Origin of the sequence: Pseudonocardia nematodicida, assembly GCF_040105385.1 — a bacterium.
Taxonomy (GTDB): Bacteria; Actinomycetota; Actinomycetes; order Mycobacteriales; family Pseudonocardiaceae; genus Pseudonocardia; species Pseudonocardia nematodicida.
In genome coordinates, this window is record NZ_JBEDNQ010000010.1 from 197,644 (window position 1) to 224,098 (window position 26,455).

Consider the following 26,455-nt stretch of genomic DNA (forward strand, 5'->3'; position numbering starts at 1 on the left):
CTCCTTGATCATCGGTTCTCGTACTGCACACGCACGGCGAGGCCGTTCCGTTCACCGGCGGAGATCCGGTCGAACTCCTCCGGCAGGCGATCGAACCCCACCTCCCGGGTGATCAGCGCGTCGAACACCGGATCCGCGAGCAGTTCCAGTGCCAGCCCGAGCCGGTCGGTGTGCGTCCACCGGCCCCGGCGGGCCCGGGCGACGGCACCGACCTGGCTGCCGACCACCCCCAGCCTGCGCGAGTGGAAGTCCCCGCCCAGGCCGACCGTGACCCTACGGTCGCCGTACCAGCTGAGTTCCAGCACCCGTCCGTCGTCGGCCAGAAGGTCCAACGCGCATGCCAACCCGGCCTCGGTCGCGCTGGTGTGCACCACGTGGTCGCGATCGGTGGCGGCGTCGGCGGGCCGGGCGAAGCTCACCCCGAGCGCCGCGGCGACTCCTGCCCGGGACGGCTCGACGTCGACCAGCTCGACCCGCACCCCCGGGATCCGCGCGCACAGGGCGGCCACACAGCAGCCGACCGGTCCGGCGCCGACGACGGAGATCCGGTCCCCGATCAACGGGGCCAGGTCCCACAGCGCGTTGACCGCGGTCTCCACCGAGCCGGCGAGAATCGCGCGCTCCGGCGGGACGCCGTCCGGCACCGGCACCACGGCGGTGGCGGGCACGACGTAGCGGGTCTGGTGCGGGTACAGGCAGAACACTGCGCGGCCGCGCAGCGCGTCCGGCCCGTCCTCGACGACACCGACATTGAGGTAGCCGTACTTGACCGGGCCACCGAACTCGCCGTCCTGGAACGGGGCGCGCATCACCGCGTGCTGGTCCTCCGGGACGCCCCCGCGGTGCACGAGCGCCTCGGTGCCACGGCTGATGCCCGAGAACAGGGTCCGGACCAGCACCTCGTCCGGACCGGGCACCGGTACCTCGACCTGCCGGATCTCGCCCCTCCCGGGAGCAACCACCCAGTACGCGCGTTCGTGCGCGGAGCCCGGCGGGGCCGCCGCCGCGACCGTATCCCCCGGCCGGCCCGGCCGGGGTTCGGTCCCGGGACCGTCCCGGCCGTCACCGGCGCCGGGCAGGTCCTGCTGCTCGGCGTCCTGGCCGCGGCCGGCGGGCTGGAGTGGGTCGGTGTGGTCGTCGGGCTCGTGCACGGTGCGGTACTCCTCCTGCTCCTCGGCCGGGCCGCCCGGTGGGCGGGGATCGTGGGTCCGGGGCCGGCCGATCCGGTCACGGTAGGCCGCGCCGTGCTGGGCGGCGCCGTGGTGGGGTTCGTAACGGACGGGCTGTTCGGATCATTTGTCTTGTTTCCGCTGTTCGCCGGACTCGAGACGTCGGCGTTGCTGCTCGACGCCGTCGACGGCCGGGGGGTGTGGCCGCGGCTGCGCGCACCGCTGCCGCCGTCGTCGCTCGCGAGGGTGGTCGCCGCGCCCCAGGGCGTGGCGCCGCCGGCGGTGAGCGCCGACGTGCTCCCCCACCCGATGGCCGAGGGCCTGACCACGGCCTCGCTGACGTTCCTGCTGTGCTCCTCCGGCCGCGGCGTCGCCGTCCGGTGGGCCGGCGCGGCGCCGAGGGGCACAGGAGGGTGCGATCTCGCGCCCGCTGCGCTGGTGTACCCCTCGGCGGGGTCGCCCCGGGAATGGGCTGGAGGTCGACCGGGTAGTCCGTGGGGCCGGCCGGCGGTGGTCGCCGCGGCGGGGAGGTGTCGGACGATGACCCGGTCCGATCGTCAGTCCGATTCCCGGAACCCCGAGGATCGTCACGTCCCGGGGATCGGGGGTCCCGGCGCCACCGACACCGGCGCCGACGGCCGCGCCGCACTGCGGCTGCACATGGGCATCTGCGTGATCGGCGGCGTGCTGTCGGCGTTCGTGACGGTGCTGTTCGCCCTCGTGCTGGACGCGCCGGTGCCGGCGGTGCTGCTGGGGCTGGTCACGCTCGCCTGTATCGCCTGGTGGTTCCGGGCCCGGCAGCGGTTGCACGCGGGAGACGCCGACCGTTCGGGCTGACCTCTTCCCCGAGTCGTTGCACCGCGGGACGATGCCCGTCGGCGCGGCACCGGACCAGGGAGGGACGACCATGAAGATCCAGACCGTCGCGAGCGTCGCCGCGATCACCGCCGACCCGGCGGCGAGCCGGGCGCTCTACGTCGACACCCTCGGCCTGCCGCTCGAGCGAGCCGCCGAGGACGACGACTACCTGCTCAGCGAGCGGCTTCCGGGCACCAACCACTTCGGTGTCTGGCCGCTGACCCAGGCCGCCCAGGCCTGCTTCGGACGGCCCGACTGGCCGTCGGACGTCCCGGTCCCGCAGGCGTGCGTGGAGTTCGAGGTCGCCGACGTCGACGCCATCCGCACGGCGGCGCAGGAGCTGCGCGACGCCGGGTACGAGATGCTGCACGACGCCCGGGAGGAGCCGTGGGGGCAGGTGGTCGCACGGCTGCTCTCGCCCGAGCACCTGGTCGTGGGGATCTCGTACATGCCGTGGAAGCACGGCTGACGTCGCGCGCCAACCGGACGAACCGGTCGACGCCGGTCCGCGCCCGCGTGCACGCGGCCGGCCGCGGCAGCGGCGGTCCCGAGCGGTACCTGATCCGGCTGTGGGAGGCCGGGCCGGCCGACGACGTCGTCCTGCGCGACCGCCCGACCCGGCCGTCGCTGCCGGCCGTCGGCGGCACGGCGCTGATCCGCACCGACTTCTCCGACGACGACGCCTGGGAGGCCGCCCGCACCCGGCTCACCGTGCCGGACGTGTCCGGCTTCTCGGCCGATCTGGGCGTCATCGACGAGCTCCGGTTCGCCGAGGCGACCGCGACCGCCCTGCTGGAGCTGGCCACCCCGGCATGGGCCCGGGGCCGGTCGTGCCTGTTCGTCGTCGATGCCGTCACCCTGTCCTCATCGGAGCTTCCGGTCCTCGTCCTCGGACTGCGCGATGACGACCGGGGGCGAACGTTCCGCGCAGCCGGCGACCAGGTCGCACAGCTGGAGATCAACCTGGCCTTGTCCAACATGGACTTCTCCGAGTTCGCGCGCGCCACCGAGGACGGTGTTCACCGGGGCTTCTAGTGGAACTGGGCGACCCGTGGTGGTGGTCGTTGTGCCGGGATCCGCCCGACCAGGTCCGGGCGCTGCAGCATGGTGCGCCGCGGCCCACCCGGCACCCACAGCGGGGGATGGAACCACGGGAACCCGCCCTCCATCGTGATCACCCAGTCCCCCTTGTGGATCAAGGTGTGGTGCTGGGAGCACAGCAGCACCAGGTTGTCGAGGTCGGTGCAGCCGCCGTGGGCCCAGTGCCGCACGTGGTGGGCGACACACCACTGCGGCGGGGCGTCGCAGCCGGGGAACGCGCAGCCGCCGTCGCGCTGGGCCAGTGCCCGGCGCTGGGCCCGGTTCGCGAAGCGCTTGTCCCGGCCCACGAACAGCGGCTCCCCGGTCGAGGCGAGCACGATCGGCACCATCCGGGCATCACAGGCCAGCCGCAACGCCGCCTCGGCATCGATCGCCGCCCGCAGCGTCCCGTCCCCGAACCCGATCAGCGCCCCACCCTCGCCCGTCACGAGGGTCTCCAGCGGGACGGTGACCGTGACCTGCACCGCCTGACCGGCCTCGGTCCCGAGCGCGCCGGTGGCGAGCATCCGCCGGGCCAGCTCGACCAGCCCGTCCGCGGTGCGCTCCGCCGTCGAGCGGGGGTCGCGTTCGCCGGGCTCGTGCCCGGTGTGCTCGCCGTCGGCGCAGCAGTCGGTGTCGGCCGGGACGGTGGGGCACGGCGCGCTCAGCGGCGAGAGCGCGCTGCGGAGGATCGCGGCGGACTCGCGGTCGAAGAAGCCGCGTGCCTCGAATCCCTCCCCCAGCGAGCGTAGGGTCAGCGCGTTGCGGGTGGGCCTGGGCTCGCGCGGGTGGGCGCCGTCCGGATCGAGCAGCGCCAGGGCGTGCTTACCCAGCCGGCGCACCGCGTCGGGGTCCAGGCTCCGGGCGTGCTCGGTCAGGTCGGCCTCGAGCGGGGCGCGGTGCGCGTCGAGATGCGGCGGCAACGCAGCCAGCACGGCCTGGATCTCGCGCACGTGCTCCGGGGTCAACGCGCCCTCGGCGACCGCGGCGGCCAGCACCGCCAGATCCGGCTCCACCGCCTCACCGGTCACCTGCCGGCGCGGAGCCAGATCCTCGGCGGCCCGGACCCGGGCTCGTGCGGTGGAGCGGGACACGTTCTGCACCGACCGCAGCAGATCCGTCAGATCCTTGTGACCCGTGGCCTCGGCCAGCCCGCGGGAACGGGCCTCGCCGATCAGCTCCACCATCTGCGCGAACGCCTCGTTCACATCCTCCTGGGCAACGCGCAGCCCGAGGAGGAGGTCCTCGTCGGTGGCCTGCCAGGCGGTGGTCATGTGTCCGATTCTCTGATCGAACATACGTTCCCCGCTAGTAAGAAGCGACCACCGGTCACATATCAGCGACGAGTGGAGGCCGGGCACGTAGCGGTCGATCGGACGGGTGGTCAATCAGTGGCCGGAGATCTCGTCAAAGCTGATGATCACCGGTAACGGCGGGTGGGAGAACTGCGGTGAAGGGGACGAATGCCGCACTCCTCACGAAAGAGACCGATGGCTGACCGCAGCGGACCCGTCAACGTCAATGTCAACGTCAGCCAGACGAATGCTCCGGTCGCGCAGTCGTCGAGCTCGTCCAACGGCTGCCTCGGCTGCCTGGGCGTGTTCGGTGTGCTGGCGGCGATCGGCACGGTCGCGAACATCGCCGAGGCCTCGCCGGCGGCCGGCGCATTCCTGATCCTCGGTGTCGTCGGCATCGCGGCCTGGGTGATCGTCAGCAAGGTCAAGGCGAGCCAGGCCAAGCAGCGGGCCCTCGAAGCGGTTCAGCTCGCCGAGGCCAACGCCGCGGCGGTGCGCGCGGACATCGAGTCCCGGGCCACCGTCGACGCCGCCGGTGGGTGCATGTGGTGCGGTCAGCGCGCGCCGCACCGCGCAGAGAACGGACACCCGGTCCACCCCCGCGACTGGCACGCCCTGGAGGTCGAGGAGGCCGTGCGGCTCGCGGTCGGCGCCCCTGCCGGCCCGTCCGCGGTCCACGGACTGTCGGCACCGGCCGTCGCACCACCGTCCTCGTCGCAGTGGATGGTTCCGCCCCAGCCGGCTCCGCAGCCGTGGTCACCGACCCAGCCGCCCGCTCCGCAGGCCTGGTCACCGCAGCAGCAGCCTCAGCCGGCCCCGGCGGCGCCCGCTGCCGGGGCCGGGCGCGACGCCGGACTGCTCGCCCAGCTCCGCTACTCCGACACCGGCGAGTGCCTCTGGTGCGGATCGCCGGTCGAACACCGCACCGAGACGGGACGCGTCATCCACCCCGCCCGGTTCCACCAGGCCGAGTACGAGGCCGAGCGCGGCAAGGACTGACGGCTCGCGCCGAACCGGATCGTTCATCGAACTTGTGCGGCACGGGCGGTCGGAACGCCTGATGGCTGCGCTTCTGGCGAAGGAGACCCATGGCTGACCACATCCATGTCAACGTCAACGTCAGCCAGACGAACGCGGCCGGCTCGGAGCCGCCGGCCGAACCGCCGAACCTTTCCTTCGGCCGCTATCTCCTGATCGTCATCGGCGTATTGATCGCAATCGGCGTCGTCGCGGAGCTCGGCGAGAACTCACCGGCTGCAGGGGCCCTCGTGGTCCTCGGCGCCATCGGGGCGGCCTTCTACCTGATGCTCGGGAGGATCAGGGCGCACAAGGACGAGCAACGAGCGCTGGCCGACGCCCGGCTCGCCGTGGCCCACGCCACCGCTACACGGACGGACATCGAGTCCCGGGCCACGGCGGACGCCGCAGGCGGCTGCATGTGGTGCGGCCTGCGCGACGCCCATCGCGCCGAGAACGGACACCCCGTCCACCCCCGCGACTGGCACGCCCTTGAGGTCGAGGAGGCCGTACGCGCCGCTACCGGCGCCGCCCCCGCAGCGCGGTCGTCGGGCCTGCCGGCCGTCCCGCCGCAGATGACCGAGTCGTCGTCGACGTTGCCGTCGCGATCCACCCCGCCCGGATCGCCCGCCGACGCCGGACTGCTCGCCCAGCTCCGCTACTCCGACACCGGCGAGTGCCTCTGGTGCGGATCGCCGGTCGAACACCGCACCGAGACCGGACGCGTCATCCACCCCGCCCGGTTCCACCAGGCCGAGTACGAGGCCGAGCGCGACCGTCACTGACCCGCGACCGCTCGGTCGCCGTGTCGGCAGGGCAGCCTCAGGTGAACCGGACGGCGAACGCGACGACGTCGTCGGGCATCTCCGCGACCGGCGTGTCGACGAGCGCGTCGACGATCTCCTGCGGCTCACGGTCCCGCAGCTCGTGCAGCGCCTTCCGCAGCCGGTCGGTGCCGGCGTCGAGGTCGCTGTCGCGGCGCTCGACCAGACCGTCGGTGTAGAGGAACAGCAGCGATCCCCGCGCGATCTCCCGCCGGTGGTCGTGCCGGTCCCCCGGCCGGGTCAGGTCGAAGCCGAAGAGGATGTCGTGCTCGCCGAGCAGCTCGTCGGTCCCGTCCGGGTGCAGCAGGATCGGCGGCGGGTGACCGGCGTTGGTCCAGGTCATCGACCATCCGCCGCGGGCGAGCCGTTGGATCCGCGCGAGGATCGTCGTGCCGTTGGCACCGATGTCGAAGCGGCTGTCGGCGGCCTCGAACGCCTCCAGGATCCGCGACGGCGGCAGGTCGTGGTGGTCGGACGCGGACTGGCGCAGCATCGACCGGGCCTGCCCCATGATCGTCGCGGCGCGCAGCGAGTGCCCGATGACGTCGCCGACCGAGATCAGCACCGCCCGCTCGCCGGGCCGGTCGGGATCGTCGAGGACGACCGCGTCGTACCAGTCACCGCCGACGGTCTCGCGCGAGTCGGCCGGCGCGTACCGGGCCGCCATCGGCAGCGCGTCGATCCGCGGGAGCGTCGTGAGCATGGCGACCTGGAGGTCGTGGGCGACGCTCGTGCGGCTCGACAGGTGCCGGGCGCGCCCGAGGGCCTGGGCGGCGTAGCCGGCGAGGGTGGCGATGGTGAGCAGATCGGCCGGGTCGATCGCGTGCGGTCGCCGCCAGCCGAGGATCACCGCGCCGGCGGCGCCGGTGGACGCGGGCAACGGCGCGACGACGACGGTGTGCAGTTCCCGCTCGCGCAGCTGGGCCCCGGCCGCCCCGGGGTACGCCTGGTCGATCGCCGACCGGTCCGGGTGGTGCAGGATCCGGTTGCCGGCGATCGCCCGGGCTCCGGGCGACCCTGCTCCGAGGGCGGTGCGGGTCGACCCCGCCGGTTCGGTCTCGCCCAGCTGCCGCAGCTGGTCCCGGTCGTCGACCACGACGACGTCGACGTGGTCGGGAGCCAGCGACGCGGCCAGCAGCTCGCTGATCCGCGCCCGGACGTCGCCGACGGTCTCGGTGTCGGTGAAGGCCTGGGAGGCACCGAGCAGGATCTGGCTACGGTCGAACGCGCGCTGCTGCCCGGCCTCGAACGCGTCCCGGCGGTGCTCCTCGTGGGCGGCGACGCGGTCGGCCAGGCGCAGCTGCAACGAGGTCGAACAGGCACGCGCGATCCTGCCGAGCATGTCCACCTCGCGCGGCGACCATCGCCTCGGCGCCCGGTCGGTCACGGCGAGTGCCCCGAGAACGCGACCGGCGCGGTCGTGCAGCGGGAACCCGGCGTAGGAGACCGAGCCGAGGTCCGGGGCCCACCCGAGCGGGTCGGCGCGCGTGTCGGCGACCACGACGGGGGCCGCCGACGCGACGACGTGCCGGCACAGCGGGTGCGCTGCGGCGAGGGACCGGCCGGCGGCGTCCTCGCCCGCCGCGCCCGGGAGCACCACCCGGTCGGCGTGCGCGAGAGCGACCCAGGCGCTCGGTGCGGCGACGGCCTCGCGGGCCCAGGCGGCGAAGGAGTCCATCTCGGAGTCCGGTGCGGCATCCAATCCGATGCGCCGCAGCACCCCGAGCGTCTCCTGGTCGTGCTCGGTCACGCCCGGCCCCGGGCCGTCGTGATCGCCGCCGGCGCACGTAGGCACGCGGTCCGCCCTCCGCTACGGATCCCCACTGTCCGTGGATCGGCCCATTGTGCCGAATCGTGCGTCCCGGGGTGCCCTCCGTACCGACGGGCGGGCCGGCCGCGGGCCGTCAGGAGTACTCGTCCGGCCGCCCCCACCAGCCGTAGGCGGGGCCCTGCGGTCGTCCGCCGGCGGGGTCCTCCCAGCTCTCCTGACGTCCGAACGGGGTCCGGTCCAGGATCGTCCAGGTGGGTGTGAAGGCCTCGATCCCCCGCCCGTTGACGAAGTAGGTCCGGTACACGCGGTCTCCGCGGTCGCATCGCGCGGGTACCGGTACAGCGCGTCCGAAACGGGTAGACCGCACCATGCCCAGCACCTACGCCGTCGTCGGCGCCACCGGCCAGCAGGGCGGCGCCACCGCCCGCGCGCTGCTCGATGCGGGTTTCAAGGTCCGCGCGCTGGTCCGCGACCCCGGCGCCGACCGCGCGGCCGGCCTGCGCTCCGCCGGCGCCGACGTGGTGCAGGCGGACCTCACCGACCCCGCCTCGCTGCGCCCGGCCTTCGCCGGCCTCGACGGTGTCTTCGCCATGACGACGTCGTTCACCCCGCGCGGCACCGACGGCGAGGTCGAGGACGGCTTCCGCATCGCCGACGCCGCGTGGGCGGCCGGCGTCGGCCACCTCGTCTACAGCTCGGTCGGCGGCGCCGAGCGGGAGACCGGCGTCCCGCACTTCGAGAGCAAGCGCCGCGTCGAGGAGCACATCGCGGAGCTGGGCGTCCCGGCGACGATCGTCCGGCCGGTGTTCTTCATGGAGAACCTGTCCCCCACCACCGAGGACGGCGAGGTCGTGCTGCGTCTCCCGCTGCCCGGCGGGGTGTCACTGCAGATGATCGCGGTCGAGGACATCGGCAGGGTCGCCGCGGCCGTCCTGCGCGACCCCTCGCGGGTGCCCGGCGGGGCGGTCGAGATCGGCGGCGACGAGCTCGTCTGCGAGCAGATGGCCGAGGTGTTCGGCGGGCGCTACGAGGAGCTGCCCGTCGACGTCCTCGACTCCGACGACCTGCGCGCGATGTTCACCTGGCTGGCCGAGGCATCGCCGGCGTACACGGCGGACTTCGCGTCGACCCGGGAGCTCGATCCGGAGGTACGGGACCTGCGCGCCTGGGCCGCATCGCGGTGAGCGGGCTGCACGGACCGATCCGAGCGGGCATGATCGTCCGATGACCGACGAACGGATCGAGGTGTCCCGGATCATCGAGGCGCCCCCGGAGGCCGTGTTCGCGGTGCTGCGCGACCCGCGTGGACACGTGGCGATCGACAGCTCCGGGATGCTGATGTCCGCCGAGGGCGAGGCGGTGTCCGCGGTCGGGGACACCTTCGTCGTCCACATGGACCGCGAGGCGCTCGGCGACCGGCCGATGGGCCGCTACGACGTCACCGTCGTGATCACCGCCTACGGACCGGAGACCGAGATCGCCTGGACGATCCAGGGCAACCTGCAACCACCGGTCGGGCACGTCTACGGGTACCGCCTCGAACCGGCCGACGACGGCGCCACCCGCGTCGTGTCCTACTGCGACTGGTCCGGCATCCACGAGCGGTACCGCGGTCTCGGATTCCCGCTGGTCCCCGAGGCCTCGCTCAAGGCGACCCTCGGGATCCTCGCCCGGACCGTGCAACGCTCCTGACAGGCACCTGTCCTGACCTTCACCAAAGCTGACGATCCCCGCGCGCCGCTGTTCACAGGCACCCGCCCGGATGCGACGGACGGACCAGTCGTCTACAGCGCCCGGGGGTCGTCATGTCTGCGCCGCACCAGCACACGGTCATCTGGTCGAAGCCCGCCCCGCGCCGGCACGCCCGTCCGGCGCCGACGCGCGCCGGGCTCCGGGCCATCGCCGGGACCGCTGTGCTCGTGGTGCTGCTCGGGTCGACGGCGCAACTCGGCTACGAGGCCGGACGACGGGATGCCGTCGCCTCGACGCCCGTCGCCGCCACGGCCCTGGTCCAGCGTCCCGGCGGTGCAGCCGGTGGGGACGACGGCACCGTCGGCGCGCACGGGCTGAAGCCCTGCCCCTACGGCACCGAGATCCCCGCCGACCCCGGCGAGCCGACCCGCAACGCCGCCACCGGCGAGATCTGTGGGTGGGACGGCTGACCCGGGGCACGCCGGATCACGGTGGGGATACTCGACGTGTGGAGCACTCCCTCGTCCCAACGGTCCTCGAGCGGGCCGGTCAGATCGGCGGATGGACGCTGATCGTGTGCGGGGCGGTGCTGCTGACCCTGACCGTCGTGGACCAGGCGAAGACGACCCGCGCCGGGGCGCAACCCCCGGGACGCTTCGTGCTGTCCCTCCTCCTCGGCGCAGGGTTCGTCCTGTTCGGACTCGCCGGCACGACGGAGGGGACCCCCTGGCCGATGCTCGCGGCGGGTCTGCTGCTCTGGACGCCGCCCGCCACCTACACCGTGATCCACCTGAGACGGCGTCGCGAGACGCGGTCCTGACCCGCGCTCATCCGGCCGGTCCCACCAGCCGGTCGGCGTCGTCCGCGGTCACCCCGGTGTGCCACGTACCGCCGTCGACGACCAGCGGCCCCAGGTTGCACGGCCCGAGACACCCGCACGGCGTCACCTGGGTCGTGGTGCCCTTCGCCGCCGCCGCCAGCGCCCGGTGCGTCTCCCCCGCCCCGTAGACCAGGCAGCGCGGTCCCCGGCAGACGAACAGGTGCCGGTCCGGGATCTCCAGCTCCGAGTACGCCGGGCTCGCGAAGGCGGCTCCCGAGACGGTGATCGGCCTGCCCTCGCCGCGCGCCAGGTCGACGACGGCGTCGGCGACGAGCTCGGTCAGCTCCGGCGCCATCCGCAGCTCCGGCCCGCTCCCGGTCCCGCTGCGCCGGTGCGTGACCGCCCGCGCGATCCAGGACGTGAGGTATCGGTCGGCGGGCACGGCGAGCGGCACCAGCAGTACCGAGTCGACGCCGTCGGCCGCGAGCTCGTCCAGCACCGCGGGGACCGACGGGTCCTGCTGGTCGAGGTGGGCGATCCGCACCGGTTCGGCGACCCGCTCGGCGACGGCACGGGCGAGGCCCGCCAGCGACCGGCCATCCACTCCGGACGGGGTCGGGCGGGCGATGAGCACCAGCGCACGTCCGGTCATGGGTGTCCTCCTCGGTGCTCGACGACGGCGGTGTCGGCGCGACCGGCCCGCATCGTCACGACGCGGTCGGCCCAGGTCTCCAGGCGTGCCCGGTCGTGGCTGACGACCAGGATCGCCGTCCCGTCCGACGCCGTGTCGCGCAACAGTTCGGTGATCGTCGCGGCGCTCGCGACGTCCAGGCTCGCGGTGGGTTCGTCGGCGACCAGCAGCGCGGGCTCCGCGGCGAGCGCGCGGGCGATCGCGACCCGCTGGGCCTGGCCGACCGACAGGCTCGCCGGGCGGCGGCCGGGATCGAGGCCGGCCAGTCCGACCCGCTCCAGCATCTCCGCCGCGGCGGTGCGGGCCGACGCACGGGTGAGCCGCCGCCCGCGGGCACGGAGCGGTTCGACGAGCGAGCGCCATAGCGGCCAGCGCCGGTCCAGCGAGGCGACCGGATCCTGGAAGATCGGCATGACGTACCCGGGACGCCGGCGGGCCCCGGACCCGTGCACGACCGTGCCGGTGTCGGGTCGTTCCATCCCCGCGACCAACCGGGCGAGCGTCGACTTGCCGGAGCCGGACCGGCCGACCAGCCCGACCACCTCGCCCGAGCGCAGCTCGAGCGACACGTCGTCGACCGCGGTCACCGGGCCGTAGGTCCGGCTGACCCGATCGGCGCGGACGACGACGTCGCCGATGGGGGCGGTCCTCGGGGCCGGCCGTCCGTAGGGGACGGAGGCCTCGACCAGCGTCCGGGTCGCGGGTGCCGACGGCGCGGACAGCAGCCGCGCGGCCGGGCCGTGCTCGACCCCGCGGCCGCCGTCGAGCACGAGCACGTGATCGGCATGCCGGGCGACGAGCGCGAGGTCGTGGCTGACCAGCAGCAGCGCCCCACTGCGCGCGCGGACCAGCTGCAGGACGTCGTCGGCGAGCTCGGCGTCGAGCGCGCTGGTGGGTTCGTCGGCGAGTGTCAACGGCGGGTCGTGTGCGGTCCCGGCGACGATCGTCGCCCGCTGCAGCATCCCGCCGGACCAGGTGTGCGGGTGCCGGGCCGCGCTCGTCGCCGCGTCGTCGATCCCGACCGCGGTGAGGCCGGCGTCGACCCGGCCGGGCGGTGGGACGAGCCGGTGCGCCCGCCACGCGGAGGCGACGTGGTACCCGACCGTCCGCAGTGGATCGCACGCGGCGAACGGGTCCTGCGGGACGTAGCCGGCGACGCGGCCGCGCAGTGCCCGCAGGTCCGGTTCGGACGCGCCGATGACCTCGCGACCGCCGACCCGGATGCTCCCGGTGACCCGCGCGCCGGGCGGGAGCAGGCCGAGGACCGCGCGGAGCAGCGTCGTCTTGCCGCAGCCGGACCTGCCGACGACCGCCCAGCTCTCGCCGTCGCCGATCTCGAGGTCGACGCCGTCGAGGGCGCGGTGGCCGTCGGCGTAGGTGACGACGAGGTCGCGGACCACCAGCGCGGTCACTGCCGGCTCCGCGGGTCGGTGACGTCGCGCAGCGCGTCGGCGATCAGGGTGGCCGCGGCGACGGCGAGTACCAGGCCGAGCCCGGGCCCGAGGAGCTGCCAGGGGGCAGCGGCGAAGGTCTCCCGCCCGTCGGCCAGCATCGTGCCCCACTCGGCGGTCGGCGGCTGGGCGCCGAGCCCGAGGAACGACAGCGCGCCCAGCGCCAGCACCGCCTCACCGAGCCCGAGGGTCGCGGCGACCGACACCTGCGCGGTGACCCCGGGGACGACGTGGGTGAGCACCGTCCGGACCGGGCCGACGCCGGCCATCCGAGCGGCGACGACGTCGGGCCGGTCCCGGGCCCCGCGGGCGACGCTGCGGGCCAGCCGGGCGATGCCGGCCCACATCGTCAGCGCCATCGCGACGACGAGGTTGAGGTGGCCGGGGCCGAGCATCCCGACCACGGCCAGGGTCAGCACCAGTGTCGGCAGGCCGAGCAGCACGTCGGTGATCCGGGTCAGGACGGTGTCCACGACGCCCCCGACCGCGCCGGAGAAGGTGCCGACCACCAGCCCGATCAGCGCCGACAGCAGGGTCACCGTCACGGCGGCGCCGAGCGAGCTGCGGGCGCCGGCGACGCTGCGCGCCAGCAGGTCGCGCCCGGCCTGGTCGGTGCCGAGCAGGTTCTGCGCCGACGGCGGGGTGAGCTGGCGGGTGTAGTCGGGCAGGTTCGGGTCGGGCAGCAGCCACGGCCCGGCGACGGCGGCGAGCAGCAGGACCGCGGCCATCCCGATCCCGGCGCGCGCGGCCGGGCGGGCGAGCAGCGCGCGTGCCGACGACCGGTCCACCGCCCGCGGCGCGGGTGCCGCCGACGGGGCGACGAGCCCGATCACCGCGCACCGCGCAGCCGCGGGTCGATCCACGCGCACACCAGGTCGATCACCAGGCTCGCGAGGACGTAGGCGACGACCGCGACCAGCGTGAACCCGACGATCACCGGCATGTCCCGGGCGTTGATCGCCTCGACGGTGAACCGGCCGACCCCGGGCCAGGTGAACACGCTCTCCACGACGGCGGCGCCGCCGATCAGCGCCGCCGTGCCGAGCCCGATCATGGTCAGGAACGGGGCGAGCGCGTTCGGCAGCCGGTGCACCAGCAGCAGCCGGATCCGGCCGGCCCCGCGGGCCTCGGCGACCCGCAGGTACGGCGCCGACCCCGTTTCGAGCAGCCCGGTCCGCAGCACCCGGGACCACACCGGTACCGACCCGGTGGCCAGGACGAGGGCGGGCAGGAAGACCGTGGCCCAGCTGCCGTCGGCGATCACCCGGCCGAGGCCGGCCCGCACCACCAGCAGGTCGAGCAGCACCACCCCCAGCACGAACCCCGGGACGACCAGCAGCCCCAGTGCCACCACCCGGGACAGCGTGTCCGGCCAGCGCCCGGCGCCGAGAGCGGCGGTCGTCCCGAGCAGCACCGAGGCCCCGACGGCGATCCCGAGCGCTGCGACGGTCAGTCGCAGGGTCGCGGGGAGCCGGTCGGTGAACTCGTCCGCGACCGGGCGCCCGGTCCGCCACGAGACCCCGAGATCACCGCGTGCCGCGTCCGCCGCCCACCGTCCGAAGCGGATCGGGACCGGGTCGTCGAGCCGCAGCTCGTCGCGCACCGCGGCCACCGCGACCGGGGTCGGTTCGGTGATGCCGCGCGCCTGCAGCACCCGCTGCGCGGGATCCCCCGGGGTGACCGCGAGCATCCCGAACACCAGGGCGGCGGCCCCGGCGAGGGTGAGCAGCGCCTGCGCGAGACGCCGGAGGACGGCGCTCGCCACGTCAGCTCGTGGAGGGGGCGGTGTCGTGGGCGACCCAGAGGTTGGAGCCCTCGATCGCGTAGCCGCTCCATTCCGGCGAGGTGACGACGGCGGGCTTGCGGAGCCCGACGTAGCCGAAGTGGCCGCGGTCGGCGATCCGCTGCTGGATGCGCCGCATCAGGTCGTCGCGGGTCGTGGTGTCCAGCTCGGCGGCGACCTGGTCGACGAGCGCGTCGAGCTCGGGGTCGTCGATGCCGCTGAAGTTGCGGGCGCCGTCGCTGCGGACGATCCGCTGCAGCGGGAGGACGTAGTCGCCACCGAAGGACAGGAAGCCGGTGGCGCTGATCCCGGAGTTCCAGCCGGTCCCGGTCTCCAGCACGCTGTCGATATCGGGCACCTGCCGGATGTCGACGCCGACGCCGAGCTCGGCCAGCTGGGCCTGCAGCGCGAGCGCGAGGGCGTCCGAGTCGGGCTGCTCGGGGTAGGTGAGCATCGAGAACCGCAGCTCCGCACCCTCACGGGAACGGGGGCCGTCGCCGGTGCGGGTCCAGCCGGCCTCGTCGAGCAGGTGCTCCGCCGTCGCGGTGTCGGTGACCTGGGTCTTCTCCGCCCACGGCCGGGTCTCCACGTAGAGGCCGGTGGCCGGCAGGAACCGGCCTTGCATGACCTCGTTCGCGATCGCGTCGTAGTCGATCGCGGCGTAGACGGCGCGGCGGACCCGCTCGTCGTCGAACGGGGCGCGGTGGTTCAGGTACAGCGGCAGGTTCGGCCCGGTCGGCTCGTCGGTGACCACGGCGACGTCCTCGCGTCCCTCCAACGTGGACAGTGTCGCCCGCGCCGGGTAGAGCGCGATGTCGGCCTCGCCGGCCTGGACCGCCTGGATCCGGGCCGAACCCTCGGGCACGAACCGCACGGTCAGCGCGCTCAGCGCGGGCGGGCCGTCCCAGTGGTCGGTGCGCGGGGCGAGCCGGGCCTCGGCGCCGTCGAGGAACTGGACGACGTAGGGCCCGGTGTAGATGCCGGCGTCGATCAGCTCGACCGCGGGGGCGCCGGACTCGCGGTGCGCCCGGTAGGCGGCCGGGTCGTACACCGGCAGGATCGACTCGTCGGCCAGCAGCGCGGGGACGTTCGGCGCCGGGCCCGCCGTGGTGAGCGTGACCTCGTGCGGGCCGGTCGCCTCGGCGGTGACGTCGGGCAGCGCGGCGGCGAACGAGGGGTGCTCGGCGTACTGGAACGCGATCAGCTCGGCGAGCGCCTCGCCGTCGAGCGTGCGTCCGTTCACGAACGACGCGCCCTCGGGCAGCGTGAGCCGCCAGGTCGTCGGGCCGGTGGCGGTCAGTCCCTCGAGCACCCACGGCGTGGGCTCACCGGCACGGTCGGGGCGCATCAGCAGCTCGGCGTAGCCGAACTCGACGCCCCAGATGCCGTTCTCCAGCGGGTCCAGGTCGTCGATGGTGAAGCTGGTGGCGAAGGTCAGGGTCGGGTCGCCGCCCGCGCCGTCGGCGTCGGACCCGCCGGTGGTCTGCACGCATCCCGCGGTCATCAGGAGGGCGAGCGCCGCGGCGACGAGGCCGCCCAGGCTGTGTCTCGGGCTCATGGGACGGGTCCTCCCTCGACGCCGGCCAGGACGTCATGGCTTCCTCGGGCGACCGCAGTGATCACCCTGGGTACACCTGATCATATGAATGGCCGATCAGTCTTCGTGACGTCGATCGCCGTGGGCGCCACCGGACCTCGGACGGCCTGGTCGCCGGTCCGTCCCTCGGGCAGAGTCGTCGCGGTGCGGGTCTTGTTCGACGGCGGGACGTTCGCCCATTACGGCCAGTTCTACCTCGGCACCGGCCCCGACCCCGGTGTCGGATGGGAGAGGAACGACTGCTTCGCCGGCCAGCGCAACGGCCTGTGCGGCGCGGGTGAGCCGGGCGGACTGTTCCTGATGGCGGGCCTGCACACCGGCGACGTCCCGGTGACCGTCGAGTGCCACGACGACGAGCCCGGCCTCCCGGACGTCGGCGACGCCGAGGACGTCGTGGAGGTGCCGTTCCTCCTCACCCGTGGCCCGGCCGCGCTGTTCGGCTGGGGAGACGAGGGTCGGTCCGAACTGGACCTGCCACCCGACGCCTACCGCGTTCGCTACTGCGCTGCCGGCATGGACGCCGCCAGGGCGGCCGACACCCGACGCTCCGATGAGGCGATCCTCGACCGCTACCGCCTGCAGTTCTGGCCCGCACCAGCCGAGGCCGACCGCGTCGTGCGGGTCGGCAGCGATTCGGCCCGCTACTGGCACGACTACGCCATCGGCCTGCCCGCCCCGGCCCGGTCGCCCACCGAGCGCGCCAGGGACCGCGCCCGGGATCCGGAACTGGCGCGCGAGCGCGCCATGTACCTCAACCTGCTCTGGGCCGGGCAGCGACCACCGGGACCACTGGGGACGGTCGAGCTCGCGCGGACCGTCGTCCTGCTCGACCGAAAACTCGCCGACGCCCTCGTCGAGCTCCCACCGGACCGGCAGCGAGGCCTCGCCCACTGGACCGCGCGCCGGGCCGTCACCGACGCCGACCTCGACCGCATCGACTGGATCGCCGAGGCGTGCGGCTGGCTCGGTGTGCAGCCACTTCCCGCCGAGCTCCTCGACGACAGCCGGGCACTGACCCGGCTCTACGCGGTCCCCGGCGCACCACGTCGCGTGGTTACCTCATCGGACGAGCACCGGGCACCGCTGCTGCAGCAGGCCATGGCGCTACCGGCCATCGCCGCGGCTGACCATCCGGACCCGGCCGTCGCGCTCCTCGAGACGGTGCACCACGCCGCGACCGCCGCCGGTGATCCCGGATACCAGGAGCTCTTCGCGGACCTGCGTCGTGCGATGACCGGGTAGCCCCGCGTGCCCGATGCGCGGACACGATTGCACCGACGGCCGCGGCGGCGGCGAGAGCGACGGTCCTGGCCGACCCGTCAGAACGGGGGTGGCAGGTTCGGGTCCGCGGCTTGATCGACGTCCGTCGGTGTCTCGTTCGGAGTGTCCATGGGTGGGGCCGGCGGTTCGGGGAGTGGGTCGGTGAAGGGTGTGTAGTCCTTCGGGTAGGTGGTGCGCGACCATCCGCACGGGCTGATCCAGGTCAGCCCGCCGTCGGGCAGCGAGATCGCGTGCCAGCCGGGTGCGTCTTTCAGCTTGTGGGTGCCGGTGCAGAACCCGTGCAGGTTCTCGGCGCTGGTGTGTCCGTTGTGGCCGCCGCCGAAGGGGATGTGGTGGTCGAGCTCGCGGATGTCGCGGGTGCAGAGGGCGCCGCGGCAGTGTCCGTCGCGGGCGCGGACGTGGTCGTCGAGGTTGGCCGGTGGGGCGTAGGTGCTGCGCCCGTAGTCCAGGCACTGTCCGGTGACGGGGTCGGTGACGATCCGGGCGAGCGATCCGCCGGCGGCCAGGGCGCGGGCCGTCACCGCGGGGATGGGTCCGTGGCCGGCGAGTTCAGCGGGGCGCTCGGAACCGAGCAGGGTGTCGAGGCCGACCACGACCTGGATCAGGGGTTTGCGCCCGATCACGGTGTTCGGGTCGAGCTTGGTCGCGAGCACCTCCCGGACTGCGGCGGCGACGACGTCGGAGGAGACAGCCACCGAGGTGACGGCGGGGTTGGCGTCGGTGTCGGTGTCGGTCCGGTCGGTGCTCTCCGGTGTTGCCGGGGCGCCGTGCGCGGCGGCGAGCACGCTCGCGACCGCGGATTCGACCGCGCCGAGGTTTGTGACCGACATGGTGCCCTGGAGCAGGTGGTGGGCGATGTCGACCCGGCGCTGATCGAGGGTGCGGGTGTCCTGCGTACCCAGGGAGCGGGCCATGCGGTCCACGCACCGCCAGGAGGCTTCGGTCTGTTCGGCGGTCCCGGAGATCCACAGCGATCCCATGCCCTCCTCGCCGCGGCTGATCGACATCCGCCGGTCGGCCTTCGCGACGGCATGCCGGCGCTGCGCGCCGTCGGGGTCGCCCCGGGCGATGGCGCGCCGGATCCGGTCGTAGAGCTGGCGGCGGGTGGCGTCTGCGGCGCCGGGCAGCACGGCCGCTTCGACCTCGCGGGCCAGGTCGTCGGAGAGCACGGTGGTGGCGTTGGCGATCTGGTCGGCGCGGCGTTCGTCGATCCGTCCGGCCTCCCACGCGGCCAACGTGGCGGGCAGGACGTCGGTGAACCGGCGGGCGCGCGCGATCATCGACAGGGCTTCCTCGCGGGAGACCGAGAACACGAAGCCGATCTGGTCGGGCAGCCAGCGCGAGACCGGGGAGATCGCACGGGGTTCGGCGTCGGGCGGGGCGGCGCTGCTGCCGGGTGGGTGGCGGGCGGCGAAGACCCCGACCATCCGCATCGTCACCGCCGAGAAACACTCCCGGAGCCGGGCCGCGCTCTCGGCGAGGGTGAGCAGGTCGGTATCGGTGCACAGCCCCGCGGTGGCGGCGGCGGTGTGGACCTGCAGCGCCAGGCCGGGCCCGACCGGGGTGTCGGGCAGCGCCGCGAGCCCCCACGGCTCGTCGTGCTCATCGAGCTGGTCGCAGAGTTCCCGGCACACCGACGGCGGCCAGCCGTGCGCACACAGCTCGACCGCGAGTAGCGGCCCGTCGACATCGCTCATGTGTTCGATTATAGGGGCCCGGCCAGGGCGCTGATGGTCGCTGGGCGCACGAAACCGACCACTTGGCGACCGGCCATCGCAAGCAGCGCTCGACCCCGATGGAGGGGTGCCACGGCTCTTCCGTGAGGGGTACAGGAGAGCTCCCGGCACATGATCGAAATACCCTCAGGTACCCCTCGCCGGCACCTGAGCGCGGGCGGAGCGAGTAGGCGTCGACCGCACGAGACACACACCTCCGTCGACCGCAACGAGGCAGGCACGCCAGACGGAGGCCGACCTCGAGCGACGGGTCGGCAGGCACGCCGGGCGGGCTCTCGCGAGCTCCGCTGATCCGGACATTTCGGGTAACGAAACGGGACGCATCGACGATCATCCCCACGTGACCGAGGCTCCCGCGATCACCATCCGGCTGCCCGCGCGGCTCTGGGCCGGCATCGACGCGAACCTCGACAACGCGGTCGATCTGGCGATCATGGACGGCGACGACGCGACGGCCGATCTCGGCACCGCCATCCGCGAGACCGGCTCCGGTCAGGTCCCATGGGTCGACGGCCGGTGGCCGCCGCGTGAGCAGGAGCTGCGCATCACGCTGGACGAGGCCCACTGGTCGTTCGTCCTCGACCATCTCCAGCGGAGCCGGGCGAGCTACGAGCGCCTCGGCGACCACGAGTCGCTCCAGCTCGGACAGGACACGATCGAGGCCGTGCGCCGTCAGCTGTCCTGACGCCCGCCGCCGTCGCCCGGCACGAGGACGGCAGCTCCGGTGACCCGGTCGGCCGCGAGATCGGCGAGGACATCGGCGGCGTCGGCCAGCTCGTGCGCGGTCGTCCTGGGCCGGACCCGCAGCGCGTGGGCGAGCCGCAGGAACTCCTCGCCGTCGGCACGGGTGTTCGCGGTGACGCTGCGCAGCGTGCGCTCGCGGAGCAGGTCGCGGTCGTCGTCCAGCGAGGGCACGTCGGACAGGTGGATGCCCGCCACGGCGAGCGTCCCGCCGGCGTCGAGCGCGCGCAGTGCCACCGGTACCAGTTCGCCGGCCGGTGCGAAGATGATCGCCGAGTCGAGGAGCTCGGGCGGACCGTCGCCGGCCGAGGCCGCCCCGAGCTCGAGCGCGAGACGCCGGGCCGGCTCGGCCCGGGTGACCACGTGCACCCGGGCGCCCTGCGCGATCGCGACCTGGGCCACGACGTGCGCGGACGCACCGAAGCCGTAGATCCCGAGCCGTCCGTCCGGCGGCAGCTCCGCCAGGCGCAGGGCCCGGTAACCGACGATGCCGGCACACAGCAGCGGCGCCGCCGCGACCGGATCGGCATCGGCCGGCAGCCGGTGGGCGAAGTCCTCGGCGACGACGGCGTGCTCGGCGTACCCGCCGTCGTCGTCCCAGCCGGTGAACCTCGCGCGCGGGCAGAGGTTCTCCCGGCCGGAACGGCAGAACCGGCAGGAGCCGCGGGTCCCCCGCAGCCATGCGACGCCGATCCGGTCCCCCGGCGCGAACCGCGAGGACCCCGGGCCCAGCCGGGTCACCTCGCCGACGATCTCGTGCCCCGGCGTCGTGCGGCCGCGACGCGGCGCGAGGTCGCCCTCGGCCAGGTGCAGGTCGGTCCGGCACACCCCGCACGCCAGCACACGCAGGCCGACCTCGCCGGGGCCGGGCTCCGGCACCGGGCGCTCCACCGCGACGAACGGGCCCCCGGCGGCCGGTCCGGGGTGGTCCACGATCCATGTACGCACGAGAACCTCCTCCGGCCGGCGGGTGCCGGTTCCCGGCCAGGTGGGTGACGTGCCCCGAGCCGGCTCCGCCCGACAGCCTGCTCCCCGGGGACCGTCGGTGTACCCGCGCGGGACCGGACCGGGACACCGGACCCAGGGCGTCCGCGCCGGGGCGTGGAATGGGTCCATGACCGACGCACACACCGCATTCGGCTGGCAGACGGCACTGGCCGTGGTCGCACTGACCACGATCGCCGCCGTCGCCGCACGGGTCGGCTCCACCGGCACGGCGCGGATGTCGGTGACCGCCGCCGTCCGCGCCGTCGTCCAGCTGTCGGCGGTCGCCGCGATCATCGTCTTCGTCGTCCAGCGCTGGTGGGCCACCGTCGCGTTCGTGCTGCTCATGCTCGCGGCGGCGACCGTCACCTCGGCCCGGCGGATGACCCGTCGCCGGTCGGGCCTGCTGGCCGGCGTCGCCATCGCCGCCGGCACCGCGCCGGTGCTGGCCGCGGTGCTCGCCACCGGCGCGATCCCACTCACCGGGGTCGCGGTCGTGCCGATCGCGGGCATCGTCATCGGCGGCGCGATGTCCGCGACGTCGCTGGCCGGCCGGCGGGCGCTCGCCCAGCTCGCCGACCGGCACGGCGAGTACGAGGCCGCGCTCGCGCTGGGCCTCATGCCCCGCGACGCGGCCAGGCTGGTGATCCACGACGCCGCGCACGACGCTCTGGTGCCCGCGCTGGACCAGACCCGCACGGTCGGCCTGGTCACGCTGCCCGGGGCGTTCGTCGGCGTCCTGCTCGGGAGCGGCGACCCGGTCCGCGCCGCGGCCGCGCAGATCCTGGTGCTGGTCGGCCTGCTCGCCGCGGAGACCATCGCGTCGCTGGTGACCGTCGAGCTGGTGGCCGGGCAGAGGATCGCCCGGAGCAATTCTTGACATCTCATATCCAGGTTGTACGGTTCCGGTCGTGCGGATGGGTCAGGGAGTCGAGTGGGCGCTGCACGTCCTGCTCACCCTCTCCTGGCTGGACGACGACGAACCGGTCGCCGTCAAGCAGCTGGCCGCCGGCCACGACCTCCCGCCCGCATACCTGAACAAGCAGCTCCAGGCGCTGACCAGGGCGGAGATCCTCGAGTCGACCCCGGGCGTGCGCGGCGGTTTCCGCCTGGCCCGGCCGGCCTCGCGGATCACCCTGATGGACGTGGTGGCCGCGATTGAGGGGCGGCAGCCGGCGTTCCGTTGCGCCGAGGTGCGGACGCGCGGGGTGGGCGCCGACCTGCCCCCGTCCAGTTTCGACACCCCGTGCGCGATCAGCACCGCGATGCAGCGGGCCGAGCTCGCCTGGCGTCGTGAGCTGGCCGCACGCACGATCGCCGACATCCGGGACGAGGTCTCGGAGCGCACCCCGCTGGCCGGGAAGCAGACCCGCGACGCGTACGGCCGCCCTCCGGCCGGCTGAGCACTTTCTCCACGAAGCCCCTCGTGGACAGCAACAGAAGGAGAATCTGGATGTCCGATGTCCTGGTTATCGGTGGCGGGTTCGCCGGCGTCTGGGCGGCGGTGGGCGCGGTCCGCGCCCGCGAGCAGGCCGGCGCCGCCGAGAACGCCGTGCGGGTCACGCTCGTCTCCGCCGGCGACGACCTGGTGATCCGGCCGCGGCTCTACGAGGCCGGCGCGGAGGGCATGCGGGTCGCCCTCGACCGCGTGCTCGGGCCGGTCGGCGTCCGGCGGGTCGCCGCCACGGTCACCGGGATCGACACCGACGCACGGAGGGTGACCGCGCTCGGCCGGGACGGCGGCGAGCTCGAGCTCGGCTACGACCGGCTCGTCCTCGCCGCGGGCAGCCGGGTGGTGTCCCCGCCGGTCGACGGCGCGGAGCACCTGTTCGATGTGGACACCCTGGGCGCCGCAGCCGGGCTGGAGTCCCACCTCGGACGCCTGGCGGACCTGCCGGGCGGCGACGAGCGGTTCACCGCGGTCGTCGTCGGCGCGGGCTTCAGCGGCATCGAGGTCGCGACCGAGCTCCCCGACCGGCTGCGCACGGCCACCGGCGTCGACGACGTGCGCGTCGTGCTCGTGGAGCGCGCCGGCGCCGTCGGGCCCGAGCTCGGTCCCGGACCGCGACCGGAGATCGTCGCGGCACTGGCGCAGGCCGGCGTCGAGGTGCGGCTGTCCACCGAGCTGAGCTCGCTCGACCCGCAGCAGGCGGTCCTCTCGGACGGCACCGTGATCCCCACCCGCACGGTGATCTGGACCGCGGGCATGCGCGCCAGCGCCCTGACCGGGCAGGTCGCCGGAACGCGCGACGCCGTCGGCCGGCTCGAGGTCGACGAGCACCTGCGCGTGATCGGCGTCGACGGTGTCTACGCCGCCGGTGACACCGCCGCGGCCGTCGCCGAGAACGGGCACGTGGTGATGCAGAGCTGCCAGCACGCCGTGCCGCAGGGCAAGCTCGCGGGCGCGAACGTCGGTGCCGACGTGCTCGGGCTGCCGCTCGTCCCCTTCGCCCCGAACCCCTACGTGACCTGCCTCGACCTCGGTCCGCCGGCGCGGTGCTCACGACCGGCTGGGACCGCGAGGTCGCCGACACCGGAGCGAGCGCCAAGCAGCTCAAGCAGTCGATCAACACCGAGTGGATCTACCCTCCGGTGGACGACGCCCGGGCGATCCTCGACCTCGCCGACCACCGCGTCACCTGGCCGACCGAGGCGGTGGAGGCCGGGGCCTGACCCGTGCGCGGCTCAGTCGCGCAGGACGCGCCGGACGAGATCGCCCACCGCGGGACGGGCGTCGTCGATCCGGAAGGACGGGTCCTCCAGCGCCGCGGCGACGACGGCGTCGACGACCCCGAGGAACATGACCGCGGTCGTGCGCGGGTCGACGTCCGCCCGGACGAGGCCCCGGTCGCGAGCGTCGGAGAGCAGCCCGGCCAGGGACTCCCACCTGCGCGGGCTGCTCGGCCGGTCGTCGGTGACGCCGTGCTCGTCGGGCAGCGCCTCGGCGATCAGCCGGATGTGGCCGGGCCGGACGGCCAGGTGCGCCAGCAGCGTGTCCAGATAGGTCTGCACCGCGGTCGCCGGGTCCGGCGCGGCCTCGACCGCGGCACCGACGACGGCCACCAGCTCGCCCAGGACCTGCTCGTAGGCCGCCGCGACCACCGCGTCCTTCGACGCGAAGTGGTACAGCACGGCCGCCTTGGAGATCTCCGCGGCGTCCGCGATCCGCTGCAGCGAGGTGCCCCGGTAGCCGTGCTCGGCGACCAGGTCGACGGTGAGCGAGATCAGCTGCTCGCGGCGGGCGCGCTCGGTGAACGTGGACCGTCGGCGGGGTGGCATCGGGGAGATCCTACGAGCCGGTCCGCGCCAGAAAGGCCCCGATGTCGGCGGCGATCCGGTCCGGCACCTCCCCGTTCAGCGCGTGCGTGGCGTCCGGGTAGACGCGGACGTTCTCCGCGCCGAACACGCGCTCCGCGGCGCGGGCCGCCTCGTCCGGGTCGTGCATCACCGACCGCCCGGCGACGATCGCCAGCACCGGGACCCCGATCGAGGCCAGCCGTTCCTCGGCGATGCGGGACGGAGCCGGCTGCCGCATGGAGTAGGTGCTCATCCCCGTCTCGATCATGTCCGCGACCGGGACGTCCTGCACCGGAGCGCCACCGGCGGTGTAGGAGCTGAACGAGTCCCGCCAGCTGCGCGGCATCCAGGGGAACGCCGCCGGGATCGACCGGACGACGGTCTCGAGCGGGATGTCGCCGTAGACCTGCACGGGGTCGAGCAGGGTGAGGCTCGCCAGGGGCGCATCCGGCGCGTTCAGCGCGAGGTTCGCGGCGGTCCAGCCCCCGATGGACAGCCCGACGACGTGGAACCGCGCCGGCGGCAGCGCCCGCAGCGCCTGGTCGAGCCAGGCCGCCTGGTCCCGCTCCGTCGTGATCGGACGGTCCTGGACGCTCCACCCCGGCTCCCCGAGCAGGTCGAGCACCCACACGTCGCGCAGCGCCGTCAGCGACGGCAGGTTGTCGGCGAAGACCGGCGCCCCGGACGCGGTGCCGGGCAGCAGCACCAGCGGGTGCGCCGAGGGGTCCGCGCCGGCGAAGCGGTAGGCGCGCACGACGCCGAACCCGGTCCGCACGTCGCGCGTCTCGGCCGGGTCCGGGAGGTCGGCCATCGCCCGGGCGTACGCGGCCCGGTAGCGGTCGACGCCATCCTGCGACGTGAAGTGGCCGACCGGCGCGCTGTCGCGCAGCAGGAGATGGCCCAGCACCGCGGCCAGCACCAGGACGACGAGTACGAGCGCGACCTGCCGACGGCGGCGACGTGCCGGTCGCACACCCGGCGACTCCTGAACCATGGTCAGTAAACTAACCGAGCGGTCAGTTACGGGCAACGCCGGTCCGTCAGGGGACCTCCGTCCGCAGGTCGGCGAGCAGGCCGGCCAGCCCGCCCGTCGCCCGGCCCACCGTGCGTGCGCTGGTGCGCACCGCGGCGTCGTCCGCCCACACGACCGCGAAGCCGGCCGCCCGCAGGCGGGCCAGCAGCGCGTGCTCCTCCCCGACCGGCACCGCGGGGAACCCGCCGACGGCGCGCAGTGCCGAGGCCCGGACACCGAGGGCGGCGGCGTAGGCGTGTCCCGTCCCGGTCCGGCTCGGTGCCCGCAGGACGCGGTCGTACCGCTCCCGCACGATCTCCGGCAGGGTCCCCGGATCGTCCAGTTCGACCGCTCCGGCGACCGCGTCGGCCCCGGCCGCCGCGTGTCGCAGGTGGTCGGCGACCCAGGACCGGGGCACGACGGAGTCGGCGTCGGTGGACAGGATCCACGCCGCGCCCGGCAGCCGGCCCAGCAGACGGCGGGCACCGAGGTCGCGCACCGCACCGATCGGGCGCGGCCGTGTCGTACCGACCACCTCGGCACGACCGGCCGCGACGTCGGCGGTCCGGTCGGTGCACCGGTCGGCGACCACGCACACCAGGCCGGGGACGCCGGCGTGCCGCAGGGCCCGGTGCACCGCGTCCAGGCAGCGGCCGATGCGCTGCTCCTCGTCCCGGGCCGGGACCAGCACGCCGACCGCCTCGATCGTCCCCCTCACCGGCGGCGCAGCACGTCGAGCCGGAACTCCTCGTCCCGGTGTTCGACGAGCGGCCGGAGACGGTCGTCCCCGCGGAAGGCCCGCCCGACGTCGTCGGCGCTCATCGGCGCCTCGGCCGGTCGCCCGAGCCAGTTCACGACGACGACGTCGCCGCCGGGGCGCAGCGCCCCGGCCACCCGGTCGAGGACGCGGCCCACCGTCTCCGGAGCCAGGTAGTAGAGCACCTCGCTCAGCACCACCAGGTCCACTCCGGACGGCACTGTGACCGGGTCGGGCAGCCCCGCACCCCGCAGCACGACGCCGGGCCGGCCGGCCAGGACCGTCCGCGCGGCGGCGAGCGCGGCCGGGTCCGGTTCGGACGCGGTGACCGCGTCGCACCGGGCGGCCAGCTCGACGGTGAGCGACCCGTTGCCGCACCCGGGCTCCGCGGCGTGCGCGTAGTGCTCGCGTGGCAGGCAGGCCGTCAGGACCGCACGCTTGCGGCGCTCGTACCAGCGGGTGCGGGTACCCCAGGGGTCGGGATCGGCCGCGTAGAGCTCGGCGAACCGTGCGGCGGGAGCGTCGGTGCGCGGTGGCATGTGGACGAAGAGCTCGCGCCCGGCGGAGAAGTGGGCGAGGACGTCGTCGGAGAGGATCGG

29 protein-coding genes and 1 pseudogene are annotated in these 26,455 nt (G+C 74.4%); 15 read left to right on the plus strand and 15 right to left on the minus strand.

Annotated features, from left to right (window positions below):
* Positions 1-8: 8 nt before the first annotated feature.
* Positions 9-917 (minus strand): zinc-dependent alcohol dehydrogenase, encoded by a 909-nt coding sequence (locus WIS52_RS23160; protein WP_349300449.1) that lies wholly within the window; start codon positions 915-917, stop codon positions 9-11.
* 60 nt (positions 918-977) lie between these two features.
* Here WIS52_RS23160 and WIS52_RS23165 point away from each other — a divergent pair, with 60 nt between their 5' ends.
* From WIS52_RS23165 to WIS52_RS23175, 3 genes are all read left to right on the plus strand, one after another.
* Positions 978-2,006: a hypothetical protein gene (locus WIS52_RS23165; protein WP_349300450.1), complete on the plus strand. Its 1,029-nt coding sequence runs from the start codon at positions 978-980 to the stop codon at positions 2,004-2,006.
* 70 nt (positions 2,007-2,076) lie between these two features.
* Complete coding sequence (locus tag WIS52_RS23170; RefSeq protein WP_349300451.1) at positions 2,077-2,496, plus strand: VOC family protein; 420 nt, start codon at positions 2,077-2,079, stop codon at positions 2,494-2,496.
* Entirely contained in the window at positions 2,481-3,062 is a 582-nt protein-coding gene (locus tag WIS52_RS23175) for a DUF6924 domain-containing protein (protein WP_349300452.1), read from the plus strand. Before WIS52_RS23170 ends, WIS52_RS23175 begins: the two co-directional genes overlap by 16 nt.
* On the opposite strand, the gene WIS52_RS23180 is transcribed toward WIS52_RS23175, so the two are convergent.
* Entirely contained in the window at positions 3,059-4,381 is a 1,323-nt protein-coding gene (locus WIS52_RS23180; protein ID WP_349300453.1) for an HNH endonuclease signature motif containing protein, read from the minus strand. The two genes, WIS52_RS23175 and WIS52_RS23180, sit on opposite strands and share 4 nt — an antisense overlap.
* Positions 4,382-4,597: 216 nt before the next feature.
* On the opposite strand from WIS52_RS23180, the gene WIS52_RS23185 reads away from it, so the two are divergent.
* Both WIS52_RS23185 and WIS52_RS23190 read left to right on the plus strand, forming a co-directional pair.
* Positions 4,598-5,401, plus strand: coding sequence for a hypothetical protein (locus WIS52_RS23185; RefSeq protein ID WP_349300454.1), 804 nt, complete (start codon positions 4,598-4,600; stop codon positions 5,399-5,401).
* Positions 5,402-5,490: 89 nt separating this feature from the next.
* Entirely contained in the window at positions 5,491-6,204 is a 714-nt protein-coding gene (locus WIS52_RS23190; RefSeq protein WP_349300455.1) for a hypothetical protein, read from the plus strand.
* Between the two features lie 37 nt (positions 6,205-6,241).
* Here the strand turns inward: WIS52_RS23190 and WIS52_RS23195 are convergent, their stop codons facing one another.
* Positions 6,242-7,993 carry a GAF domain-containing SpoIIE family protein phosphatase gene (locus tag WIS52_RS23195; protein ID WP_349300456.1) on the minus strand — a complete coding sequence of 584 codons (1,752 nt, stop codon included), beginning with the start codon at positions 7,991-7,993 and terminating at the stop codon, positions 6,242-6,244.
* Positions 7,994-8,147: 154 nt separating this feature from the next.
* A complete protein-coding gene (locus WIS52_RS23200) occupies positions 8,148-8,318 on the minus strand; it encodes a DUF899 family protein (RefSeq protein WP_379611836.1) in 171 nt (56 codons plus the stop codon).
* Positions 8,319-8,382: 64 nt separating this feature from the next.
* Here WIS52_RS23200 and WIS52_RS23205 point away from each other — a divergent pair, with 64 nt between their 5' ends.
* The 4 genes from WIS52_RS23205 (at position 8,383) to WIS52_RS23220 (ending at position 10,526) form a co-directional block, all read left to right on the plus strand.
* Positions 8,383-9,198 (plus strand): NmrA/HSCARG family protein, encoded by an 816-nt coding sequence (locus tag WIS52_RS23205; RefSeq protein WP_349300458.1) that lies wholly within the window; start codon positions 8,383-8,385, stop codon positions 9,196-9,198.
* Positions 9,199-9,238: 40 nt separating this feature from the next.
* The gene (locus tag WIS52_RS23210; RefSeq protein ID WP_349300459.1) at positions 9,239-9,706 is read left to right on the plus strand and encodes an SRPBCC family protein; all 468 of its coding nucleotides are present in this window, start codon (positions 9,239-9,241) and stop codon (positions 9,704-9,706) included.
* A gap of 113 nt (positions 9,707-9,819) precedes the next feature.
* Complete coding sequence (locus tag WIS52_RS23215; RefSeq protein ID WP_349300460.1) at positions 9,820-10,176, plus strand: hypothetical protein; 357 nt, start codon at positions 9,820-9,822, stop codon at positions 10,174-10,176.
* Between the two features lie 38 nt (positions 10,177-10,214).
* Complete coding sequence (locus WIS52_RS23220; RefSeq protein ID WP_349300461.1) at positions 10,215-10,526, plus strand: hypothetical protein; 312 nt, start codon at positions 10,215-10,217, stop codon at positions 10,524-10,526.
* A gap of 7 nt (positions 10,527-10,533) precedes the next feature.
* Here WIS52_RS23220 and WIS52_RS23225 read toward each other — a convergent pair whose 3' ends face one another.
* From WIS52_RS23225 to WIS52_RS23245, 5 genes are read right to left on the minus strand one after another with little or no spacing between them, the layout of a single operon-like run.
* Entirely contained in the window at positions 10,534-11,178 is a 645-nt protein-coding gene (locus tag WIS52_RS23225; protein ID WP_349300462.1) for a (2Fe-2S) ferredoxin domain-containing protein, read from the minus strand.
* Positions 11,175-12,629, minus strand: coding sequence for an ABC transporter ATP-binding protein (locus WIS52_RS23230; protein WP_349300463.1), 1,455 nt, complete (start codon positions 12,627-12,629; stop codon positions 11,175-11,177). The genes WIS52_RS23225 and WIS52_RS23230 overlap by 4 nt, the downstream gene beginning before the upstream one ends.
* A complete protein-coding gene (locus WIS52_RS23235; protein ID WP_349300464.1) occupies positions 12,626-13,501 on the minus strand; it encodes an ABC transporter permease in 876 nt (291 codons plus the stop codon). Before WIS52_RS23235 ends, WIS52_RS23230 begins: the two co-directional genes overlap by 4 nt.
* Positions 13,498-14,433 (minus strand): ABC transporter permease, encoded by a 936-nt coding sequence (locus WIS52_RS23240; RefSeq protein ID WP_349300465.1) that lies wholly within the window; start codon positions 14,431-14,433, stop codon positions 13,498-13,500. Before WIS52_RS23240 ends, WIS52_RS23235 begins: the two co-directional genes overlap by 4 nt.
* A 1-nt stretch (position 14,434) precedes the next feature.
* Entirely contained in the window at positions 14,435-16,009 is a 1,575-nt protein-coding gene (locus tag WIS52_RS23245; RefSeq protein ID WP_349300466.1) for an ABC transporter substrate-binding protein, read from the minus strand.
* A 183-nt stretch (positions 16,010-16,192) separates the two neighbouring features.
* On the opposite strand from WIS52_RS23245, the gene WIS52_RS23250 reads away from it, so the two are divergent.
* Positions 16,193-17,290: a hypothetical protein gene (locus WIS52_RS23250; protein WP_349300467.1), complete on the plus strand. Its 1,098-nt coding sequence runs from the start codon at positions 16,193-16,195 to the stop codon at positions 17,288-17,290.
* Between the two features lie 77 nt (positions 17,291-17,367).
* Here WIS52_RS23250 and WIS52_RS23255 read toward each other — a convergent pair whose 3' ends face one another.
* Complete coding sequence (locus WIS52_RS23255) at positions 17,368-19,026, minus strand: DUF222 domain-containing protein (protein WP_349300468.1); 1,659 nt, start codon at positions 19,024-19,026, stop codon at positions 17,368-17,370.
* Between the two features lie 379 nt (positions 19,027-19,405).
* Between WIS52_RS23255 and WIS52_RS23260 the strand changes: the two genes are divergently transcribed.
* Positions 19,406-19,750 carry a hypothetical protein gene (locus WIS52_RS23260; RefSeq protein WP_349300469.1) on the plus strand — a complete coding sequence of 115 codons (345 nt, stop codon included), beginning with the start codon at positions 19,406-19,408 and terminating at the stop codon, positions 19,748-19,750.
* On the opposite strand, the gene WIS52_RS23265 is transcribed toward WIS52_RS23260, so the two are convergent.
* On the minus strand, positions 19,738-20,754 hold the full coding sequence (locus tag WIS52_RS23265) for a zinc-binding alcohol dehydrogenase family protein (protein ID WP_349300470.1): 1,017 nt from the start codon (positions 20,752-20,754) through the stop codon (positions 19,738-19,740). The genes WIS52_RS23260 and WIS52_RS23265 overlap by 13 nt on opposite strands.
* A gap of 166 nt (positions 20,755-20,920) precedes the next feature.
* On the opposite strand from WIS52_RS23265, the gene WIS52_RS23270 reads away from it, so the two are divergent.
* From WIS52_RS23270 to WIS52_RS23280, 4 genes and pseudogenes are all read left to right on the plus strand, one after another.
* Complete coding sequence (locus WIS52_RS23270; protein ID WP_349300471.1) at positions 20,921-21,670, plus strand: ABC transporter permease; 750 nt, start codon at positions 20,921-20,923, stop codon at positions 21,668-21,670.
* Between the two features lie 37 nt (positions 21,671-21,707).
* Positions 21,708-22,193, plus strand: a complete 486-nt coding sequence (locus WIS52_RS23275; RefSeq protein ID WP_349300575.1) for an RrF2 family transcriptional regulator — start codon at positions 21,708-21,710, stop codon at positions 22,191-22,193.
* 50 nt (positions 22,194-22,243) lie between these two features.
* Positions 22,244-23,170, plus strand: a pseudogene (locus WIS52_RS31775) (NAD(P)/FAD-dependent oxidoreductase); the annotation flags it as partial.
* Between the two features lie 116 nt (positions 23,171-23,286).
* Entirely contained in the window at positions 23,287-23,463 is a 177-nt protein-coding gene (locus WIS52_RS23280) for a hypothetical protein (RefSeq protein ID WP_349300472.1), read from the plus strand.
* Between the two features lie 12 nt (positions 23,464-23,475).
* On the opposite strand, the gene WIS52_RS23285 is transcribed toward WIS52_RS23280, so the two are convergent.
* The 4 genes from WIS52_RS23285 to WIS52_RS23300 all read right to left on the minus strand — a co-directional run bounded on the left by WIS52_RS23285 (position 23,476) and on the right by WIS52_RS23300 (position 26,395).
* The gene (locus tag WIS52_RS23285) at positions 23,476-24,069 is read right to left on the minus strand and encodes a TetR/AcrR family transcriptional regulator (RefSeq protein ID WP_349300473.1); all 594 of its coding nucleotides are present in this window, start codon (positions 24,067-24,069) and stop codon (positions 23,476-23,478) included.
* A gap of 10 nt (positions 24,070-24,079) precedes the next feature.
* A complete protein-coding gene (locus tag WIS52_RS23290; RefSeq protein ID WP_349300474.1) occupies positions 24,080-25,060 on the minus strand; it encodes an alpha/beta fold hydrolase in 981 nt (326 codons plus the stop codon).
* 67 nt (positions 25,061-25,127) lie between these two features.
* Positions 25,128-25,817 carry a glycosyltransferase family 2 protein gene (locus WIS52_RS23295; RefSeq protein ID WP_349300475.1) on the minus strand — a complete coding sequence of 230 codons (690 nt, stop codon included), beginning with the start codon at positions 25,815-25,817 and terminating at the stop codon, positions 25,128-25,130.
* On the minus strand, positions 25,814-26,395 hold the full coding sequence (locus WIS52_RS23300; RefSeq protein ID WP_349300476.1) for a class I SAM-dependent methyltransferase: 582 nt from the start codon (positions 26,393-26,395) through the stop codon (positions 25,814-25,816). The genes WIS52_RS23295 and WIS52_RS23300 overlap by 4 nt, the downstream gene beginning before the upstream one ends.
* Positions 26,396-26,455 lie beyond the last annotated feature (60 nt).